We start from the raw sequence: 18,990 nt of genomic DNA on the forward strand, positions 1-18,990 counted from the left end.
TTTAGTTAAAGCAAACTTTCGTCGACTAGATTCGGCAAAGTTACTTTTAATAAAGGCTCAACTTCCATGGCACGTTTTATAGCAAAAACAGCACCTTCATTTCGAGCCCAGCTTCTTCTTGAAATTCCGTTGTTAACATCCCAGAAAAGCATTGATGCTAAACGCTTTGAAGCCTCAGTAGAACCATCAAGAACCATACCAAAGCCACCGTTTATAACCTCTCCCCAGCCAACTCCGCCGCCGTTATGAATAGAAACCCAAGTTGCTCCTCTAAAACTATCTCCAATTACGTTATGAATTGCCATATCGGCCGTAAAGCGAGATCCGTCATATATATTTGAAGTTTCTCTATACGGAGAATCGGTTCCAGAAACATCGTGATGATCGCGTCCTAAAACCACAGCACCAATTTCTCCTTTTGCAATGGCCTGATTAAAAGCTTCGGCCATCTTGATTCTTCCTTCAGCATCAGCATATAAAATACGAGCTTGTGAACCTACAACTAGTTTGTTTTCCTGCGCACCTTTAATCCATTTAATGTTATCCTGCATTTGTTGCTGAATTTCATTTGGAGCCGTTTTTGCCATTTCTTCTAAAACCTCACACGCAATAGCATCTGTTCTTAATAAATCTTCAGGTTTTCCAGAAGTACAAACCCAGCGGAAAGGCCCAAATCCGTAATCGAAACACATTGGACCCATAATATCCTGAACATAACTTGGATATTTAAAATCGATATTATTTGCTGCCATAACATCAGCTCCAGCGCGTGAAGCTTCTAATAAAAAGGCATTTCCATAATCAAAGAAGTATGTTCCTTTTGCAGTATGTTTGTTAATCGCATCGGCATGTCGGCGCAGAGATTTCTGAACTTTTTCTTTGAATAAATCTGGATTTTCAGCCATCATGTTGTTGGCGTCTTCAAAAGAAATTCCGACCGGATAATAACCTCCCGCCCAAGGATTATGAAGCGAAGTCTGGTCTGATCCTAAATCAATTTTGATATTTTCTTTATCGAAACATTCCCAAACATCTACTACATTTCCTAAATAAGCAATAGAAACCGTTTCTTTTTTGGCTTTCGCCGAATGTACTCTGGTAACCAATTCTTCAGTTGAGGTTACCACTTCATTAATCCATCCTTGTTCGTGACGAATTTTAGTAATCTTCGGATTTACCTCAGCACAAACCGTGATACAGCCTGCAATATTTCCAGCTTTTGGTTGCGCACCAGACATTCCGCCAAGACCTGAAGTTACAAATAAACTGCCTTCTGGATTTTGTTTTATTTTTCTAAAACCATTCAAAACGGTAATAGTTGTTCCGTGTACGATTCCCTGTGGACCAATGTACATATAACTTCCCGCTGTCATTTGTCCGTATTGCGAAACGCCTAATGCATTCATTTTTTCCCAATCGTCAGGTTTAGAATAATTAGGGATAACCATTCCGTTGGTAACCACAACTCTTGGTGCTTCTTTATGCGAAGGAAATAATCCCATCGGATGTCCAGAATACATCGTTAAAGTCTGCTCATCTGTCATTTCAGACAAATATTGCATCGTCAATAAATATTGTGCCCAGTTTTGGAAAACCGCTCCATTTCCGCCATACGTAATCAATTCGTGCGGATGTTGCGCAACGGCATAATCCAGATTGTTCTGAATCATGTGCATGATCGCTTTTGCTTGCAATGATTTTCCAGGATATTCATCGATTGGTCTTGCGTACATTTTATAATCTGGACGAAGACGATACATATAAATACGCCCGTAAGTTTCTAATTCTTCTGAGAATTCAGGAATTAATTCGGCATGATGTTTTGGATCGAAATAACGCAAAGCATTTTTTAAAGCCAGTTTTTTTTCTTCTGCCGAAAGAATTTCTTTTCGTTTCGGAGCATGATTGATTGCGGGATCGAATGTTTGCTTTGGCGGTAATATAGAAGGTATTCCTTGTTGTATTTGTTCTCTGAAAGTCATTTTTTTTTAAATTTTAGATTTATGAGTTTAGATTTTAGATTTTCCTAACTGTCGCTTAACTCATTGTTGTTTGAAAATATGTCGCCCCGCTGGGGTTTTTTCTACATGTGACTGTTGTAATTCTATAAATATTAAACTCCTCTGGAGTTTTTATCCTTGAATTTTTTGTGTGAATAACTTCTATGCAAATTAATTCCTAATGAAGTTTCTCAGCCTTGGAAAGGCGAAATATTTATAGAGAAATTATAATCATTGACATAAAGCTCCAGCGGAGCGAAATATTATATTTTTAATTGGGATTTGGAATTTCAAAATTGGAATTTTCCAATAATTATCTAATTCACAAATTGTCACTTTTTCTAATTAAAAAACTAGGGATAACGGATATCCGACCTGTGATACGACTTATAAATCGTAATCTTAAACTTTCTTGAACGAATATCCATGTCTATATTTTAGATTTTAGATTGTTGATTTTTAGATTGTTGGTTTTAGATTGTTGGTTTTAGATTGGAATTTGGAATTTAAAAAATTGGAATTTTAAATAATTATCCAATTCTCAAATTGGCACATTTTCTAATTAAGAATAAACTTCCTCATTAACACAAAACGGCATTTTCTTATTTTCAAAAAGCGCAATTATATTTTGTGCGGCACAAACCGCCATTCCGTTTCTAGCTTCGTAAGTTGCTGAACCGATATGCGGTAAAACACAACAATTCGGAAGCGATAATAACGGATTATCCGCTTTCATAGGTTCGGGATTGGTCACATCCAATCCAGCGCCCCAAATAATATTGTTAGTTAAAGCTTCGAATAAATCTTCTTCATTTTGAAATTTCCCTCTTGCTGTGTTGATGAAAATCGCACTATTTTTCATTTTTGCGAAAGCATCTTTATTGAAAAGCTCATTATTTTCTTCGCTATAGTTAGAATGAATGCTCAAAACATCACTTTCGGCAAGTAAAGTTTCAAAATCTACTAATTTCGCATCCAATTCTTTTTCAGCATTTTCACTGTGAGAACGATTATGGTAAATAATATTCATTCCAAATGCGGTTTTGCATTTTTTAGCCATTTCAAAACCAATTCTTCCTAAACCAAAAAATCCAAGCGTTTTGCCATAAAGTTCCTGTCCTAAATTGGCTAACGGATCGAAACTTCCCCAATCGTCATTTAGAATTCTTTTATGATTAAAAAATGATTTTCTTGCCACACTTTGCATCAATAAAAAAGCAACATCAGAAGTAGCACGGCTTAATACATCGGGTGTATTGCCAACAGGAATTTTTCGTTTATTCGCTGACGGAATATGAACCGAATCAAATCCGACAGAAAACAAAGAAATTCCTTTTAAATTCGGGCATTGCTCAAAAAAATCTTCATCCAATTTATTAGTTCCAACATTCAAAAGCGCATCGTTTTCCTGACAGATTTTTATAAATTCTTCTCTTGACAAAGCATTTTCAGTTGGGTTTATCGTAAGGTTGATTCCTTTTTGCTCAAGCAGTTTAATTCCGGCTTCGGGTATATTTTTATTTATAAAAACCTTCATTTTGTGGTATTCTAATTTTTATTTATTCGTCCTGTTTTTTTATCATATCCATACGGACAATGTCGGCAGCCGCTTTTACAGCAGTAACCCCGTTTTAGATGGTGTTTTTCGGTAAAGCATTTATAACCTTCGGGCGTATAGTAAAAATCTTCGCCTTCGATTAATTTATTTTCATTACTTTGCTCTTTCATAAATCTGCTTCGCGTTCTTTTTCGAATAACTAAAATCAAAAATAAAAATATTTGATTATGATTTTATTGAAATCGAACAATTTTATAGCTACAAATTTATAAATTTTACAGCCAATGTTTCTGATTGTTGCTAAATATTTAATTCCGAAAGGATATCGAGGAATGGCTTTGTTTCCTTTCGTTTTGGTTAAATATGATTTTGATAAAGCAAACGGTGCATTCGTCAATCATGAAAAAATACATCTCAGACAACAGCTTGAAATGCTAGTTCTTCCGTTTTTTATCTGGTACATTTTAGAATTTTTTATTCGACTTATTCAATACAAAAACAAAGATTTAGCGTACCGAAATATTAGTTTTGAAAGAGAAGCCTATACTAAAGAAACGGATTTAAATTATCTGAAAAACAGATCTTTTTTCCAATTTCTGAATTACATAAAATCAAAATGAATCCAGTTTTCAATCAATTCATAAATATTCAGTTTCCGAATGCTATTTCTTTGACCATAAAGCGCGAAGATTTAATTCATCCGTTTGTATCGGGAAATAAATTCAGAAAACTAAAGTACAATTTACTTCAGGCGAAAGCCGATAATAAAAACACTTTGCTGACTTTTGGCGGTGCATTTTCCAATCATATTGCAGCGGTTGCTTATGCCGGAAAAGAACAAGATTTTAACACAATCGGAATTATTCGCGGAGATGAACTTTTAGATAAAATTGAAGAAAATCCAACCTTAAAATTTGCTCAAGAAAACGGAATGAAATTTGAATTTGTTTCGAGAGAAGAGTATCGATTAAAAAGCGAAAACTCTTTTATAGATAAACTAAAAGAAAAGTTTGGAGATTTCTATTTAGTTCCAGAAGGCGGTACAAACGAACTGGCAATAAAAGGCTGTGAAGAGATTTTGACCGACGAAGATTCTGTTTTTGATTTCGTTTGCTGTGCGGTTGGAACAGGCGGAACGATTTCGGGATTAATTAATAGTTCGCTGCCAAATCAGAAAATTTTGGGCTTTCCAGCGTTAAAAGGTGACTTTTTACAAGATGAAATTCGTATTTTTGCAAAAAAAGATAACTGGAATTTAATTTCTGACTATCATTTTGGAGGTTACGGCAAGATAAATTTAGAATTAATTGAATTTATCAATACTTTTTTTGAAGAAACAAAAGTGCCTTTAGATCCAATTTATACAGGAAAGATGGTTTTTGGCGTTATAGATTTAATCGGTAAAAATTATTTTCCTGCACATTCCAAAATTTTACTCATTCACACAGGCGGATTGCAGGGAATTGACGGAATGAATATAAAGTTGAAGCAGAAGAAATTACCAATACTTACAACCAATGATTAAAAAAATTGTATTACTTCTCGTAATATTAGCTTTAGCAAGCTGCTCTTCTAGTAAGCCTGCCATCGCGACGACTAAAAAAGCGGCTGCAGTTCAATCTAGAACAGCTGCTACAAAAAGAGGCACTCCCGCAAAACCAATCGGTAAAAATTATCCTTCTACAAATAATACAACAGAGGTTATTCAGTCAACTTCAAAAACAGTTGTAACTAGCGATTTAATCAATAATTACATTTTACAGTATAAAGAAATTGCGGTAGGAAACATGAAAACTTATGGAATTCCGGCAAGTATTATTCTAGCGCAGGGAATTTTAGAATCGGGTGCAGGACGCGGTGATTTGGCTGTTGAAGCTAACAATCACTTCGGAATTAAATGCCATAAAGATTGGTTGGGCGAAAGTGTTCGTCATGACGATGATTCGGCTCAGGAATGTTTTAGAAAATACCCTCAGGCATCTGAATCGTATAGAGACCATGCTTTATTTTTAGTTGGGAAAAAAAGATATGAATCGCTTTTTACGTATGAAAAAGACGATTACAAAGCTTGGGCAAAAGGTTTAAGAGCTTGCGGTTATGCAACAGATCCAAAATATCCAGACAAATTAATTAGTTATATTGAGCGTTACAACTTGCATCAATATGATTGTCAGGTTACAGGAAAAAACTATGTGCCAATTAATACTTCGGCTCCAACAAGAAGTTCATCTTCAGTAGCTATTTCTGATCCTAAAATAAATATGAATCCTTATGATCCGAATTTATACGAAGTTCAAAAAGGAGATACACTATATTCAATTTCAAAAAAATTCAATTTATTGGTTGAAGATTTAAAGAAAAAAAACAATCTGACAGATAATGCTATTTCGATAGGACAGAGGCTGAAAGTAAAATAAGTGTTCAGTCCCGAAGCTTAGGGATAGTGTTCAGTATCAGTGGCAGTTTTCAGATTCAGTTTGAATCAATCTAAAATCTAAAATCAGAAATCTAATATTATAATGTTATATAAAAGAAGTAGTCAGCTTTTTGCTGAAGCAGAAAAAGTAATTCCAGGAGGAGTAAATTCACCAGTAAGAGCATTTAAAGCCGTTGGCGGAACTCCGATTTTTGTAAAAAGTGCTAAAGGTGCTTATTTATATGATGAAGACGGAAACAAATTAATCGATTATATCAACTCTTGGGGTCCAATGGTTTTAGGTCATGCGTATCAGCCCGTTGTTGATGCTGTGATTGAAAAAGCGAAGTTGGGAACTTCATTTGGAATGCCAACTGAGTTGGAAACTGAAATCGCTGCTTTGGCCGTTTCTATGGTTCCAAATATCGATAAAATTCGTTTTGTAAATTCAGGTACAGAAGCATGTATGAGCGCGATTCGTTTGGCTCGCGGATTTACAAAAAGAGATAAAATCATCAAATTTGCTGGCTGTTATCACGGACATTCTGATTCATTCTTGATTCAGGCAGGAAGTGGCGCTGTAACATTTGGTTCGCCAAACAGTCCAGGAGTGACAGAAGGAACTGCAAAAGATACTTTGTTAGCAAAATACAATGATTTAGAAAATGTAAAAACATTGGTTGAAGCTAATAAAGGAGAAATTGCTGCAATTATTATTGAAGCCGTTGCCGGAAATATGGGATGTATTGTACCAAAAGAAGGTTTCTTGCAAGGTTTAAGAGATTTGTGTACTGCAAACGGAATCTTATTGATTTTTGATGAGGTCATGACAGGTTTCCGTTTAGCTCGCGGCGGTGTTCAGGAATTATATGGCATTGATGCCGATATCGTAACTTTCGGAAAAGTTATCGGTGGCGGATTGCCAGTAGGAGCTTTTGCTGCACGCGAAGAAATCATGAATCAGTTAGCGCCTCTTGGACCAGTTTACCAAGCAGGAACATTATCAGGAAATCCGTTGGCAATGGCGGCTGGATTGGCAATGTTAAAAGCACTAGATTCTGATAGAGAAATCTTTACTCGTTTAGAAGAAAAAACAGCTTATTTAGAAGCAGGAATTGACAGAGTTTTAAAAGCGAACAATGTTGTGTTTACAATCAATAGAGTGGGTTCTATGATTTCGGTTCACTTTGATGCAGATCCAGTTATTGATTTTCAAACTGCAGCAAAAGGAGATAACGAGACCTTCAAAAAATTCTTCCACGGATTATTGCAAGAAGGTGTTTACATTGCGCCGTCAGCATACGAAACGTGGTTTATTACAGATGCATTGACTTATGAAGATTTAGATTTTACAATCAATGCGATTGATAAAGTATCTAAAACATTTTAATACAAAAAGGAGGCTTTAAGCCTCCTTTTTTTTGCTGCAAATTAATCATTGCTTTTTCTATGTTCTTTTGCTTTTTCTCGCATTTTGTCTTTTTTTTCTTCTTGCAAGCTTTTCCATTTTGTGTACTGATCAGCTTTTAAGATCGATTTCATTTTAGCATCGTTAGCCGCAACTTCATCTTCCATTTGTTTTTTGAAAGCTGCTTTTTCTTCAGCAGTAGGTTTTACATTGCTGTCTTTTCTTTCTTTGCGTGCTTCTTTAAATTTCTCTGCTTTAGCACTTCTGTCAGCCAAAAGTTGTTTCACTTGAGCTTGCTGATTAGCATCTAAACTTAATTCAGTTGTCAATTTTTGAAGCTGTTTTTCATTACGTTGTTCCGGAGTCATTCTTTCTTTGTGCTCACGTGATGGTTTCTGATCTGTTTCTTGTGCAAAACTTGCTATTCCAACAAATAACATAGCCGCGATAAATAATTTTTTCATGTTAAGTTTTTTTAATTGTTATACCGATTAGACTTTAGGAATAGAAACAGGTTTAATCTGACTTTTAAAATTATAGATTATTTAACAAATTGAAGATCAGTTCTTTTTAAGAATGAGTTTAAATAAGATTAATATTTAGCTAAATATAGAATTGTAAGTGTTTTACTTAAGATATTTTTTATAATTTTAGAAAACTATTGCTATTCAGTTATTTACGAATGGCTTTTTTAGGTTATCCCATATTTCAGTAATAGATTTTCAAAAACATAATTTAATACTTTATTCTATGGCAGATCTTTCCTTATCGCATCGTATTCTTTTTTTAAACACTTTAGCATTTACAATTTGTTTTGCCTGCTGGACACTTAACGGAGTACTGGTCACTTTTTTAGTTGATAAGGAGATTTTTGACTGGAATGTTGTGCAGATCGGATGGCTTTTAGGAATTCCTGTGCTTACAGGATCGATTATGAGATTGCCAGTAGGAATTTTAACTGATAAATACGGAGGAAAAATAATATTTTCTGTATTGCTTTTATTGTGTTCCATTCCGCTTTTTCTTTTGCCTTTTGCTAATTCATTCTGGAGTTTTGCCGTTCTGAGTTTTTTCTTCGGATTAGTAGGAACGAGTTTCGCAGTAGGAATTGGCTATACTTCAATTTGGTATCCAAAAGAATGGCAAGGTAGAGCTTTGGGAATCTTTGGAATGGGAAACGCTGGTGCAGCAATTACTACTTTCATTGCACCTACCTTATTGAATAATTTTTCAGAAAAAGATCCAGTAAATGGCTGGAAAATGCTCCCGATCATTTATGGCGCTTCGCTCGTAATTATAGGTTTGTTATTCATTGTTTTTGCTAAAAATAAAACCAATCAAGGCGTTTCAAAAACAATGGGCGAATTGCTATCTCCATTAAAGAAAACTAGAGTTTGGCGTTTTGGAACGTACTACTTTTTAGTTTTCGGTTTTTTTGTTGCCTATTCACAATGGCTGCTTCCTAATTTTATGAATGTTTACGGTACAACTTTAGTAATGGGTGGAATGTTTGCTACAATGTTCAGTCTGCCTTCTGGTATCATTAGAGCTTTTGGAGGCTATCTTTCAGATAAATTTGGAGCAAGAAAAGTGATGTATTGGGTACTCGGATCTTCCATAATTATAAGTTTTCTGCTCATGTTTCCAAAGATGGAAATATTTACTGCTGGACCTGGCGTTCTGGCATCAAATAACGGAACGGTTACAGAAATTGCTGCTGATAAAATTGTTGTAAATGGAAAAGTCCATCAAATTACGGCTAAGAAAAAAACAGATACAGAAAATAATGCTGTTTTTCCCGTAAAAAACTCTTGGCAGGAAATCGTTGTCAAACAAAATCAAGAAGTTAAAAAGAAAGAATTATTAGCACGAGGAATTACCCAGATTAACTTCAGTGCTAATCTTTGGGTATATCTTGTTTTGGTGATACTTATCGGTATTTCGTGGGGAATTGGAAAAGCGGCTGTCTATAAACATATTCCCGAATATTTTCCTAATGAAATTGGAGTAGTGGGCGGAATGGTCGGTCTTATTGGCGGGTTAGGCGGTTTTTTTGGACCGATAATCTTTGGCTACTTACTCGATTATACTGGACTTTGGACCAGTTCATGGATTTTCATTTTTATACTTTCTGTGCTCTGCCTTTTATGGATGCATAGGACAATAATTAAGGCTATGAGAAGAAAATCACCAGATTTTACAAGACATATAGAGGATCATTAATTATAAAAAAGGAAAAAAATGAAAACTTGGTTAGACAAATGGGAACCAGAAGATGAAACCTTTTGGAATAATGGCGGAAGTAAAATAGCATGGCGGACGCTGATAATTACTACAGCAACGCTAACCTTGTCATTTGCTTCTTGGTTTATGATGAGCGTTATTGCTGTAAAATTACCAGGCTTAGGCTTTAATTTTTCTAAAGATCAGCTGTTTTGGCTAACCGCAATTCCAGGGATAGCAGCAGGATTTCTTCGAATCATCCACACCTTTATATTACCCATATTTGGTACAAGACATGTAATATCATTTGCAACACTGCTTAAATTAATTCCCGTAATCGGAATTGGTTTTGCTATTATGAATGTAAATACGCCATTTTGGGTTTTTGCAGTTTTAGCTTTTACAACAGGTTTTGGAGGCGGAGATTTCTCTTCCTATATGCCCAGTACAAGTCTGTTTTTTCCGCAACGACTAAAAGGAACGGCTTTGGGTTTACAGGCCGGAATTGGAAATTTTGGGGTTTCAATCGCGCAATTCGTAACACCTCTCATAATCGGTGTTGGAATTTATGGCGCGGCCTCTACTTTTACAAGCGTTGATCCTAAAGAAACACTAGCTCTTTTGCAAACATCAAGTTTAGAAAAACAAAAAGAAGTTTTTGCCACTTTTGATGTAGAAATGCAATCAAAAATACTTGCCAACATAAAGCAAGATGTCAAAGATTCAGTAAGTAATGCCGTAAACTCTACTGATAATGTAGCTATTTTTAACGCTTTACCTATAAAAGCAAAAGCAAAAGCCATTGCCAATGCAAATCCGAAATTGGCTGAAAAAATCTTAGATAATATTAAACCTGATAATACGGCAGTTAAAAAATCAGAAATCTACTTGCAGTCGGCAGCATTTTGGTATGTTCCCTTTTTAATAATTATGGCAATTTTAAGCTGGTTTTATTTAAAAAGTATTCCAATGATGGCGTCTGTAAAAGAGCAAATGGATATTTTTTCCAATAAACATACGTGGTATTGCACTATTACCTATATCATGACTTTTGGAACTTTCGCAGGTTTATCGGCAGCTTTTCCTTTGATGATAAAATATCTTTATGGAGATTTTCCAAATCCGCCAGATCCTTTAGTGTATGCATTCTACGGTCCATTATTAGGTTCTGCCAGCCGAATTGCGTTTGGATTTGTTGCAGATAAAGTTGGCGGAGCAATTTTAACGACCATTACAGGTCTGGGAATTTTAGTGGGATCAATACTTTTAGTAACAGAAGGATTAGTTGCGCCTACAAGTATGGAGCAGTTTCCTCTTTTTGTAACGGTAATTTTAGCCATGTTCTTTTTTACAGGAATTGGAAATGCGGGAACCTTTAGACAATATCCAATCATTTTTAAAGAAAATGCGCGCCAAGCTGCAGGAGTTATCGGTTGGACAGCGGCAATCGCGGCTTTTGGACCTTTTATTTTTTCTAAATTGATAGGGAATAATATTTCTGCAAATGGCACTGTAAATCAGTTTTTTATTGGCGTTGCTTTATATACAGTATTGGCAACGGCTATCAATTGGTGGTTTTACAATCGTAAAAATTGCGAGAAGCCAAGTTAATAGGCAATCATTAAATTTTAATTTAAGATGAAAGAAAGAACATTTAATACGAAAGCGTTATTAATTGCGACGGCAGCTTCGGTTTTTATGGTTGTATTGGTTTTTTATGGATCAAGAAAACTGCAGAATTTTGATGCGGCACTAGTAACCTATCTCTTCGGAACTCTATTTGCGTTTTTTGGAGTTGTCTATCGCTATACCGTTTGGCTGCAGCGCCCGCCAACGTGGATGTATTTTAAACGCGGCATCAATTTTCTATTTACAGGAAAAGTATTCTCGCATTTATGGTTTCTGACGAAAGAATCGGTTGAGAATATTGCTTTTCAAAAAATTATTTACCCAAGAGGGAAATACCGTTGGATAGCGCATTTCTGTATTGCAATTGGCTGTTTATCTGCTTTTGCCATAACTTTTCCGCTGACATTTGGATGGATTCATTTTACTTTGGCTCCAAATTCCATTTCAGTTTACGAAGCCCATTTTTTTGGTTTTAAAGTGATGGATTTTGAATTGGGTTCCATAATGGCATTTTTGACTTTTCATGCCTTAAACTGGTCTTCTTATTTGGTTATTATTGGCTCTCTTTATTATTTAAGACGCCGTTTAACCAATCCGGGATTAATTGCGACACAAACCTTTGAAGGAGACTTACTGCCACTTCTTTTATTAATAGCAATTTCAGTAACAGGTTTATGCCTGACATATTCCTATCAGTTCATGAAAGGATTTGCGTATGATTTCCTAGCTGTAATTCACGCCGTTACGGTTATTATGTTTTTGATCTGGATTCCGTTTGGGAAATTCTTCCACATTATTCAGCGTCCAGCTCAGATTGGAGCACATATATATAAAAAGGAAGGAATGAAAAAAGGAATGGCAATCTGTCCCGAAACAGGAAAACCTTTTGCCACACAGCTTCATATTGATGACTTAAAAATAGTGACAAAACAGCTGGGTTTTGATTTTAGCGATGATGAAGGCAATTCGCATCTTGACTTAAGTCCGGAAGGAAAAAGAGACCGTTTGGCAAAAGCACATTTAAAAGCAAGATTAGAAGGTGGAAATTTATTTGGATAGAAAAAAAAGTTTCAGGTTTAAAGTTTAAAGTCACGCACAGAACCTGAAACTTGAAACTTGAAACAAAAAAAACAAAATTAGACATGGCAAAACTACCCGTATCAACTGAAAAAATAATCGAAGATTTTGGTCCGCATTTGAATTATTCACCAAAAGAAGGATACCCTGGGCGTGACGAGCCAGACAAAACGGTAAAAACACATTGCTGTTTCTGCGGCATGCAGTGTGGAATCCAATTAACGGTAAAAGACAATAAAGTGGTCGGTTTTGAACCTTGGATGGAATTTCCTTTCAATGAAGGCCGTCTGTGTCCAAAAGGGGTTCAGCGCTATCTTCAAAATAATCATCCCGACAGACTTTTACATCCAATAAAAAGAGAGGAAGGTAAAGGTTTTGAAAAAATGTCTTGGGATGATGCGATGGATAAAACCGTTTCTGAAATCAAAAGAATTCAGGAAAAATACGGAAAACATGCTTTTTCGATGCTATCAGGAGTTTCGCTTACGAATGAAAAAAGCTACTTGGTTGGAAAATTTGCCAGAGTCGCTTTAAAAACCAGAAATTTAGATTACAACGGACGTCTCTGCATGGTAAGTGCGGGCGCGGGAAATAAAAAAGCATTTGGGTTGGATCGCGCTTCTAATAATTATTCAGATTTAGAATATGCTGAGGTTATCATTGTCGCAGGAGCGAATATTAGTGAGACATTTCCAACTTTAACCCATTGGATTTGGAAGGCCAGAGATCGAGGTGCAAAACTTATTGTAGTCGATCCGCGTGTTATTCCATTGGCAAGAACAGCTGATATTCATCTCGATGTAAGACCAGGAACAGATTCGGCTTTATACGGTGCCATGCTGAAATATTTAGTGGATCATGATATGCTCGATCATGATTTTATAGATAATTATACTTCGGGATTTCAGGAAACTATTGATGCTGTAAAAGAGTATACTTTAGAATGGGCAGAAGAGATTACAGGTATTTCTAAAGAAAAAATAAAAGCTGCAGCCGAGTTGTGGGGAAAAGCAAAAACAAGCTTTCTGCTTCACGCTCGCGGAATTGAGCACCATTCAAAAGGTGTAGACAATGTGGTAGGCTGTATTAATCTGGTTTTGGCAACAGGCAGAATTGGAAAACCTTATTGCGGTTACGGAACCATTACGGGACAAGGAAACGGACAGGGCGGAAGAGAACATGGACACAAATGCGATCAATTGCCGGGAAATAGAGACATTGAAAATCCGGAACATAGAAAGTACATTTCTGAGGTCTGGGGAATCGATGAAAAAGATCTTCCTGGAAAAGGGCTTACGGCTTATGAAATTATTGAAGCGATTCACAGAGACGAAATTAAGGGATTGATTTCGATTTGTTTCAATCCGCTGGTTTCGCTTCCAAACAATAATTATGTGCGTTCGGCTCTTGAAAAATTAGAGTTTTACGTCTGTATCGATTTCTTTTTGAATGAAACCGCGCGCCACGCCGATATTGTTCTCGCTGGATCTTTACAGGAGGAGGAAGAAGGAACCACAACTTCTGCAGAAGGAAGAGTAATTAGGATAAGACAAGCAGTGACACCTCCGGGAGAAGCAAGAACAGACACTTCTATTTTATTGGAAATCGCTGAAAGATTGGGAGAAAAAGACAAGTTTACTTATGCCAATAGTGAAGCTATTTTTAATGAACTTCGTGTAGCTTCAAAAGGAGGAACAGCAGATTATTTTGGAATTACGTATAAAAAAGTAGAAGATCATATGGGCGTTTTTTGGCCCTGTCCGACAGAAGATCATCCAGGAACACCGAGATTGTGGGAAGACAGGAAATTTAAAACTCCAGACGGAAAAGCGCATTTCAATCCCGCACCGTACAAACTGCCGGGCGAAGTTACTGACGAAGAATATCCGATAACCTTAACAACAGGACGTGTGGTTTCGCAATATTTAAGCGGAACTCAAACTAGAAGAATTGGAAAACTCGTAGATCAGTTTCCAGAACCGATGTTAGAAATTCATCCTGAAATGGCTCAGAAATACAATATTCAGCAGAGAGAATTGGTAAAAGTTTCAACTCGAAGAGGAGAAGGAATTTTTCCTGCGAATATTGTAGAAACGATTAGAAAAGATACCGTTTTTATTCCGTATCACTGGCCAGGGAAGAAATCGGCTAATCAGTTAACGCCTGGAACTTTAGATCCGATTTCTAAAATTCCAGAATTTAAAGTCTGTGCCTGTAAGTTGGAACCATTAGGAGAAATAGAAAATTCATCAGAGAAATCAAATGCTTATGCAAGTGTTTAATCTATAAAAACAAGTAATTATGAATGTAACCAATTATAATAAAAACGAAGAGTTTTTTGTAGACTTACAAAGATGCATAGGCTGTAAAGCTTGCGAAATGGCTTGTGCAGAATGTGAAACCAACGGTCAGGAATCGATGATTCATGTCAATTATGTAGAACGTGAAGTTACCATTCAGACCACGGTTCAGGTTTGCATGCATTGCGAAGATCCAGTTTGTGCTAATGTTTGTCCAGCCGATGCAATTTCGCAAGACGAATTTGGAGTGGTTCATACTGCCAATACAGAACGCTGCATTGGCTGTTCCAACTGTGTAATGGCCTGTCCGTTTGGAGTTCCGAAGAAAATGGAAGAATACGATTTGATGATGAAATGTACCATGTGTTACGACAGAACAAGTGTTGGCAAAAAACCAATGTGTGCAACGGTTTGCCCGAGTGGCGCATTGTTTTACGGAACTCGCGCTCAGATAGAAGAAATGCGTCCAAATAGTACTCCAGTAAACTCATTTGTTTTTGGAAAAGAACGCGTAAATACAAAAGTAAATATCATGATGCCAAAAGGCAGTACGGAATTACGAATATTCTAAATCTAAAATCCAATGTCTAAAGAAGATAATTTACAAGAAAACTGGAAGAAGGATTTTCCATATAAAAAACAAGAATCCACGCAAGTGAGCCGGCGCGATTTTGCCAAATTCCTAACGCTGGTTTCTGGCGGTTTAATGGTTGGCAGCGGGTTGGTGGCTGCAAAAGCGTATCTATTGCCAGGTGAAGAAGTTGTCGGCGAACATTTTGTATGTGAAATAAAAGATATTCCGTTAGGCGGAACAAGAGGTTTTGTGATTGAAGGAAGCACTATTCCGTATATTTTGGTGCATTTGGAGAGCGGTATGTTTAGAGCTTTCGAGCAAAAATGTACGCATCTTTCGTGTGCGGTTTATTATAAACCAAATTCGGGAATTATTCATTGTCCGTGCCATGAAGGTTCTTTTGATGCTTTGACTGGAGATGTTATTGCTGGACCTCCGCCGAGAGCTTTGCCTCAATTAGAAGTAGTTTTAAAAGGAGAAAAGATTTTTGTGAAAGCTTTTGAAAATAAAGAAAGTTAATCGTTTAAAATAAAAATTATGAGTACATTTAGAAGAAGTCAAAATCAGGCAAATCCGAATAAGTTGAATGTTATTCTGTCTACTTTAATATTTGTTTTAATCTTAAATGTAAGTATTCAAATCTGGTTATTGTATGCCGCTTTAAATAATGCATTAGATCATAATAAAGAAATTTTAATTCCAGCATTTGTAGGTTCTCTTACTTTATTTTTGATTGGTTTTGGATGGCTGTATTATCTGCCAAAAGGAAATTTTAGAAATAATAAAACATAAAATTATGAGCTCAAATCTTGGCGCAAACAAAATTGCTTTTTTCTCGACCCAGCCTTACGATAAAACGTTTTTTAATCAATACAATGAAAATTTTGGTTTTCAATTGATTTTTTTTGAAACACAGCTTAACCCGCAAACAGTTGCTTTAATTGAAGAATGCGAAATTGTTTGTGTGTTTGTAAATGACATTGTGAACGAAATTGTGATAAAACAACTGGCCGAAAAAAAGGTAAAAATAATTGCTTTACGTTGTGCTGGATTTAATAATGTTGATTTAGAAGCAGCAAAAAAATATGATATAAAAGTCTGCCGTGTTCCCGCCTATTCTCCGCAAGCAGTTGCAGAACACGCAATGGCTATGATTTTAACTTTAAACAGAAAAACGCATAAAGCCTATAATCGTGTTCGTGAACAGAATTTCTCTCTAAATGGATTGTTGGGTTTTGATTTGTTCGGAAAAACAATCGGAATTATCGGAACTGGAAATATCGGAAAAGCATTTTCTAAAATAGCAATAGGCTTTGGCTGTAAAGTTTTGGCGTATGATATTGTAGAAAGTGAAGAAATGAAAAAAGACGGAATTTCTTTTGTTGGTTTAGAAGAGATTTTCAAATCGAGTGATATTATTTCACTTCATTGTCCACTAAACGATCAGACGAAACATGTAATCAATACAACTTCAATTTCTTTTATGAAAGAAAGCGTTATGATCATCAATACTAGCCGTGGCGGATTAATAGAAACTTCATCTGTCATTGAAGGTTTAAAAGAAAGTAAAATTGGTTATTTAGGAATTGACGTTTACGAACAAGAAGAAAAATTATTCTTCAGAGATCTTTCTGCAGATATTATTCAGGATGATGCCATTCAACGCTTAATGAGCTTTCCAAATGTTTTAGTTACGGCGCATCAGGCATTTTTTACCAACGAAGCTTTAACGCAGATTGCATTAGTGACTTTCAATAATATAAAATCATTATTGGCAGAAAACGATATTGAAAATAAAGCTGCTCTTTTGGTTTAGAAAACGCTTTGTCGAATATTTTTTGTAATTTAAAGGAATGAAAAGGAGTGAATGAAATTTAAATTTTCAAATTATGAAAAATATAATCGTAACCATAATCGGATTTTTGGTGCTTTGTTCTTGTGAAAATAAGGATAAAAGGAAAGAAAATATAGTAAAAGCAATTGCCCTTGATACATTGTCTAAAACAGTTGCAGGCACAGCAAATTTGAACGAGAAACCTGTAAAAGATATAGAAACGGTAAATATGATAAGAGAGCAACTTTTGGTTCTTTTAAAAAGCGATCTACCATCATTAAAAAAAGAAGAGCGTTTTTTCTTTTATGATGCTTTCGATTTAAATAATGACAAGAAAGAGGAATATTTCGTCGGTTTTTCCAATTCGTATTTCTGCGGAAGCGGTGGCTGCTCAGGCTTTATTTTAAATAACAATGTAAGTTTAATCAATAAATTTTCCGTAACTGATTTTCCGATTTTGATTGCTCCAACTTCAACCGAAAATTTTTCTGATCTCTTAATGAAAAGTGGAGGATTGTATCATTTGGTTAAATTGAAAAGCGGAAAATACCCTTCAAATCCTTCGATAGAAGAAAAATGGAATGGCGAAGTTCCAAAAGAAAGTACAAAGGTTTTGGATATTTATGAGCAGAAAATGGAGAAGTATTCGTTTTAAATGCTTTTTGAAATTAAGAGTTTGTTAAGTACTTAGAGTCTAAATAAAGCATATATTTGCAATATATTTACAAATAAAACCCTTAAGTGATGTTGTTAAACTTCAGAGTATCTAATTTTCGTTCCATAAATGAAATGATAGAATTGTCAATGATACCAGCTGATTTAAAAAATTCAGCAAACGTAATCAAGAAGATAAATCCTGATGCAACTAAAAATAAAGACTATTATGGCCTAACATCTGCTGCTATATACGGGCCAAATGCAAGTGGAAAAAGTAATATAATCAGAGCTCTTCATGAGTTTAAAGAATATATCAGAAATTCCACTGATAATAAACCAAATGATACTATCAAATTATTTAATCCATTTCACTTATGTGAGGCAAACATGTTAAAACCATCTTCTTTCTCGCTTGACATTTTAATTGAAAATGTTTTACATACTTATTCTGTTGAAGTTTTTCAAAAAAAAGTTATGAACGAATCGCTTTTCTTTTATCCTAAAGGGTTAAAAGTTAAAGTTTTTGAAAGGAATGAACAAACATTTAATAAGGGTAATGGGTATGAAGGTATTTTTGAAACAATAAAGCAGAGGACTACTGAAAACCAATTGTTTTTGGGTAAGGCAGCTATTGAAAATGTTGAAATAGCTAAAAGTGTTTATGAAAGAATTTCTTTGTTACTTATATTTACAACCGATCTTTTTCATTCAGAAAGATTCAATGAGGCAGCAAACAGACATCTATTCAGGAGTTTTGAGGGAGAAAGTTTAATTTTAGATTTGTCAAGATCTTTAATACAAAAGTTAGATACGCAAGTTGTTGATTTTGTTGAAAAAGATGGGGGCATAAAAACGATACATTTGAATGATAAGAATGAGAGAATTGAATTCGAGTTTTCAGATGAGTCTTCAGGAACACAACGAACTATATCCTTCTCTCCATTGATTTTTTTGGCTTTAAGATATGGAGATGTTATTGTGGTTGATGAATTTGAAAGAAGTTTACATCCCGAAATAGCGCAATATATATTAAGTCTGTTTAATGACCCAGAAGTAAATAAAAATGGTGCACAATTTATATTTGCAACTCATGATACAATCTTATTAAGCCCTGAAAATAATTTACGAAGAGATCAGATTAATTTAGTAGAGAAAAATTCAAAAGGTGAAACAGAATTATATACAGTTTCTGATATTAAAGGAATTAGAGAGGGTAATTTTGAAAAGTGGTATGTTGAAGGAAGGCTAGGTGCAGTTCCAAATATTGCAAAAGAAACTTTTAGACATGAATTAATTGAATTTATAAATTCATAA

The 18,990-nt window shown here is 35.2% G+C and carries 18 protein-coding genes; 14 read left to right on the forward strand and 4 right to left on the reverse strand.

The window, feature by feature from the left end; all coding sequences use genetic code 11:
* Positions 1–5 precede the first annotated feature (5 nt).
* From Q9Q97_RS15075 to Q9Q97_RS15085, 3 genes are all read right to left on the reverse strand, one after another.
* Positions 6–1,982 carry a urocanate hydratase gene (locus tag Q9Q97_RS15075; RefSeq protein ID WP_306158523.1) on the reverse strand — a complete coding sequence of 659 codons (1,977 nt, stop codon included), beginning with the start codon at positions 1,980–1,982 and terminating at the stop codon, positions 6–8.
* Between the two features lie 580 nt (positions 1,983–2,562).
* Positions 2,563–3,537 carry a D-glycerate dehydrogenase gene (locus tag Q9Q97_RS15080; RefSeq protein WP_306158525.1) on the reverse strand — a complete coding sequence of 325 codons (975 nt, stop codon included), beginning with the start codon at positions 3,535–3,537 and terminating at the stop codon, positions 2,563–2,565.
* Positions 3,538–3,548: 11 nt separating this feature from the next.
* Positions 3,549–3,728, reverse strand: a complete 180-nt coding sequence (locus tag Q9Q97_RS15085) for a DUF5522 domain-containing protein (RefSeq protein WP_095928730.1) — start codon at positions 3,726–3,728, stop codon at positions 3,549–3,551.
* A gap of 114 nt (positions 3,729–3,842) precedes the next feature.
* Between Q9Q97_RS15085 and Q9Q97_RS15090 the strand changes: the two genes are divergently transcribed.
* The 4 genes from Q9Q97_RS15090 to hemL all read left to right on the forward strand — a co-directional run bounded on the left by Q9Q97_RS15090 (position 3,843) and on the right by hemL (position 7,364).
* Complete coding sequence (locus Q9Q97_RS15090) at positions 3,843–4,178, forward strand: hypothetical protein (protein ID WP_306158528.1); 336 nt, start codon at positions 3,843–3,845, stop codon at positions 4,176–4,178.
* Positions 4,175–5,083: a 1-aminocyclopropane-1-carboxylate deaminase/D-cysteine desulfhydrase gene (locus Q9Q97_RS15095; RefSeq protein ID WP_306158530.1), complete on the forward strand. Its 909-nt coding sequence runs from the start codon at positions 4,175–4,177 to the stop codon at positions 5,081–5,083. The genes Q9Q97_RS15090 and Q9Q97_RS15095 overlap by 4 nt, the downstream gene beginning before the upstream one ends.
* Positions 5,076–5,975 (forward strand): glucosaminidase domain-containing protein, encoded by a 900-nt coding sequence (locus Q9Q97_RS15100; RefSeq protein ID WP_306158532.1) that lies wholly within the window; start codon positions 5,076–5,078, stop codon positions 5,973–5,975. Before Q9Q97_RS15095 ends, Q9Q97_RS15100 begins: the two co-directional genes overlap by 8 nt.
* 102 nt (positions 5,976–6,077) lie before the next feature.
* Complete coding sequence (gene hemL, locus Q9Q97_RS15105; RefSeq protein ID WP_306158534.1) at positions 6,078–7,364, forward strand: glutamate-1-semialdehyde 2,1-aminomutase; 1,287 nt, start codon at positions 6,078–6,080, stop codon at positions 7,362–7,364.
* A 41-nt stretch (positions 7,365–7,405) separates the two neighbouring features.
* Here the strand turns inward: hemL and Q9Q97_RS15110 are convergent, their stop codons facing one another.
* Complete coding sequence (locus tag Q9Q97_RS15110; RefSeq protein ID WP_306158536.1) at positions 7,406–7,846, reverse strand: hypothetical protein; 441 nt, start codon at positions 7,844–7,846, stop codon at positions 7,406–7,408.
* 286 nt (positions 7,847–8,132) lie between these two features.
* Between Q9Q97_RS15110 and Q9Q97_RS15115 the strand changes: the two genes are divergently transcribed.
* The 10 genes from Q9Q97_RS15115 (at position 8,133) to Q9Q97_RS15160 (ending at position 18,990) form a co-directional block, all read left to right on the forward strand.
* Positions 8,133–9,605 (forward strand): nitrate/nitrite transporter, encoded by a 1,473-nt coding sequence (locus tag Q9Q97_RS15115; protein WP_306158538.1) that lies wholly within the window; start codon positions 8,133–8,135, stop codon positions 9,603–9,605.
* An 18-nt stretch (positions 9,606–9,623) separates the two neighbouring features.
* Positions 9,624–11,216: a magnesium transporter MgtE N-terminal domain-containing protein gene (locus Q9Q97_RS15120; RefSeq protein WP_306158540.1), complete on the forward strand. Its 1,593-nt coding sequence runs from the start codon at positions 9,624–9,626 to the stop codon at positions 11,214–11,216.
* A 27-nt stretch (positions 11,217–11,243) separates the two neighbouring features.
* Positions 11,244–12,293, forward strand: a complete 1,050-nt coding sequence (locus Q9Q97_RS15125) for an MFS transporter (protein ID WP_306158542.1) — start codon at positions 11,244–11,246, stop codon at positions 12,291–12,293.
* 83 nt (positions 12,294–12,376) lie between these two features.
* Positions 12,377–14,593 carry a molybdopterin oxidoreductase family protein gene (locus tag Q9Q97_RS15130; protein WP_306158544.1) on the forward strand — a complete coding sequence of 739 codons (2,217 nt, stop codon included), beginning with the start codon at positions 12,377–12,379 and terminating at the stop codon, positions 14,591–14,593.
* A gap of 19 nt (positions 14,594–14,612) precedes the next feature.
* Positions 14,613–15,182 carry a 4Fe-4S dicluster domain-containing protein gene (locus Q9Q97_RS15135; protein ID WP_144215177.1) on the forward strand — a complete coding sequence of 190 codons (570 nt, stop codon included), beginning with the start codon at positions 14,613–14,615 and terminating at the stop codon, positions 15,180–15,182.
* 12 nt (positions 15,183–15,194) lie between these two features.
* Positions 15,195–15,704, forward strand: coding sequence for a ubiquinol-cytochrome c reductase iron-sulfur subunit (locus tag Q9Q97_RS15140; RefSeq protein WP_306158546.1), 510 nt, complete (start codon positions 15,195–15,197; stop codon positions 15,702–15,704).
* 18 nt (positions 15,705–15,722) lie between these two features.
* Complete coding sequence (locus Q9Q97_RS15145; RefSeq protein WP_306158548.1) at positions 15,723–15,977, forward strand: DUF6755 family protein; 255 nt, start codon at positions 15,723–15,725, stop codon at positions 15,975–15,977.
* Positions 15,978–15,981: 4 nt separating this feature from the next.
* Positions 15,982–17,001 carry a 2-hydroxyacid dehydrogenase gene (locus Q9Q97_RS15150; RefSeq protein ID WP_306158550.1) on the forward strand — a complete coding sequence of 340 codons (1,020 nt, stop codon included), beginning with the start codon at positions 15,982–15,984 and terminating at the stop codon, positions 16,999–17,001.
* A gap of 73 nt (positions 17,002–17,074) precedes the next feature.
* Positions 17,075–17,674 carry a hypothetical protein gene (locus Q9Q97_RS15155; protein WP_306158552.1) on the forward strand — a complete coding sequence of 200 codons (600 nt, stop codon included), beginning with the start codon at positions 17,075–17,077 and terminating at the stop codon, positions 17,672–17,674.
* Between the two features lie 149 nt (positions 17,675–17,823).
* A complete protein-coding gene (locus Q9Q97_RS15160; RefSeq protein WP_306158554.1) occupies positions 17,824–18,990 on the forward strand; it encodes an ATP/GTP-binding protein in 1,167 nt (388 codons plus the stop codon).

The organism is Flavobacterium sp. DG2-3 (genome assembly GCF_030730925.1).
Taxonomy (GTDB): domain Bacteria; phylum Bacteroidota; class Bacteroidia; order Flavobacteriales; family Flavobacteriaceae; genus Flavobacterium.

Bases quoted from the DNA above. Each gene is read 5' to 3' on its own strand.
- Q9Q97_RS15075 (WP_306158523.1), bottom strand. From the start codon at position 1,982: ATGACTTTCAGAGAACAAATACAACAAGGAATACCTTCTATATTACCG.
- Q9Q97_RS15080 (WP_306158525.1), bottom strand. From the start codon at position 3,537: ATGAAGGTTTTTATAAATAAAAATATACCCGAAGCCGGAATTAAACTG.
- Q9Q97_RS15085 (WP_095928730.1), bottom strand. From the start codon at position 3,728: ATGAAAGAGCAAAGTAATGAAAATAAATTAATCGAAGGCGAAGATTTT.
- Q9Q97_RS15090 (WP_306158528.1), top strand. From the start codon at position 3,843: ATGTTTCTGATTGTTGCTAAATATTTAATTCCGAAAGGATATCGAGGA.
- Q9Q97_RS15095 (WP_306158530.1), top strand. From the start codon at position 4,175: ATGAATCCAGTTTTCAATCAATTCATAAATATTCAGTTTCCGAATGCT.
- Q9Q97_RS15100 (WP_306158532.1), top strand. From the start codon at position 5,076: ATGATTAAAAAAATTGTATTACTTCTCGTAATATTAGCTTTAGCAAGC.
- hemL (WP_306158534.1), top strand. From the start codon at position 6,078: ATGTTATATAAAAGAAGTAGTCAGCTTTTTGCTGAAGCAGAAAAAGTA.
- Q9Q97_RS15110 (WP_306158536.1), bottom strand. From the start codon at position 7,846: ATGAAAAAATTATTTATCGCGGCTATGTTATTTGTTGGAATAGCAAGT.
- Q9Q97_RS15115 (WP_306158538.1), top strand. From the start codon at position 8,133: ATGGCAGATCTTTCCTTATCGCATCGTATTCTTTTTTTAAACACTTTA.
- Q9Q97_RS15120 (WP_306158540.1), top strand. From the start codon at position 9,624: ATGAAAACTTGGTTAGACAAATGGGAACCAGAAGATGAAACCTTTTGG.
- Q9Q97_RS15125 (WP_306158542.1), top strand. From the start codon at position 11,244: ATGAAAGAAAGAACATTTAATACGAAAGCGTTATTAATTGCGACGGCA.
- Q9Q97_RS15130 (WP_306158544.1), top strand. From the start codon at position 12,377: ATGGCAAAACTACCCGTATCAACTGAAAAAATAATCGAAGATTTTGGT.
- Q9Q97_RS15135 (WP_144215177.1), top strand. From the start codon at position 14,613: ATGAATGTAACCAATTATAATAAAAACGAAGAGTTTTTTGTAGACTTA.
- Q9Q97_RS15140 (WP_306158546.1), top strand. From the start codon at position 15,195: ATGTCTAAAGAAGATAATTTACAAGAAAACTGGAAGAAGGATTTTCCA.
- Q9Q97_RS15145 (WP_306158548.1), top strand. From the start codon at position 15,723: ATGAGTACATTTAGAAGAAGTCAAAATCAGGCAAATCCGAATAAGTTG.
- Q9Q97_RS15150 (WP_306158550.1), top strand. From the start codon at position 15,982: ATGAGCTCAAATCTTGGCGCAAACAAAATTGCTTTTTTCTCGACCCAG.
- Q9Q97_RS15155 (WP_306158552.1), top strand. From the start codon at position 17,075: ATGAAAAATATAATCGTAACCATAATCGGATTTTTGGTGCTTTGTTCT.
- Q9Q97_RS15160 (WP_306158554.1), top strand. From the start codon at position 17,824: ATGATACCAGCTGATTTAAAAAATTCAGCAAACGTAATCAAGAAGATA.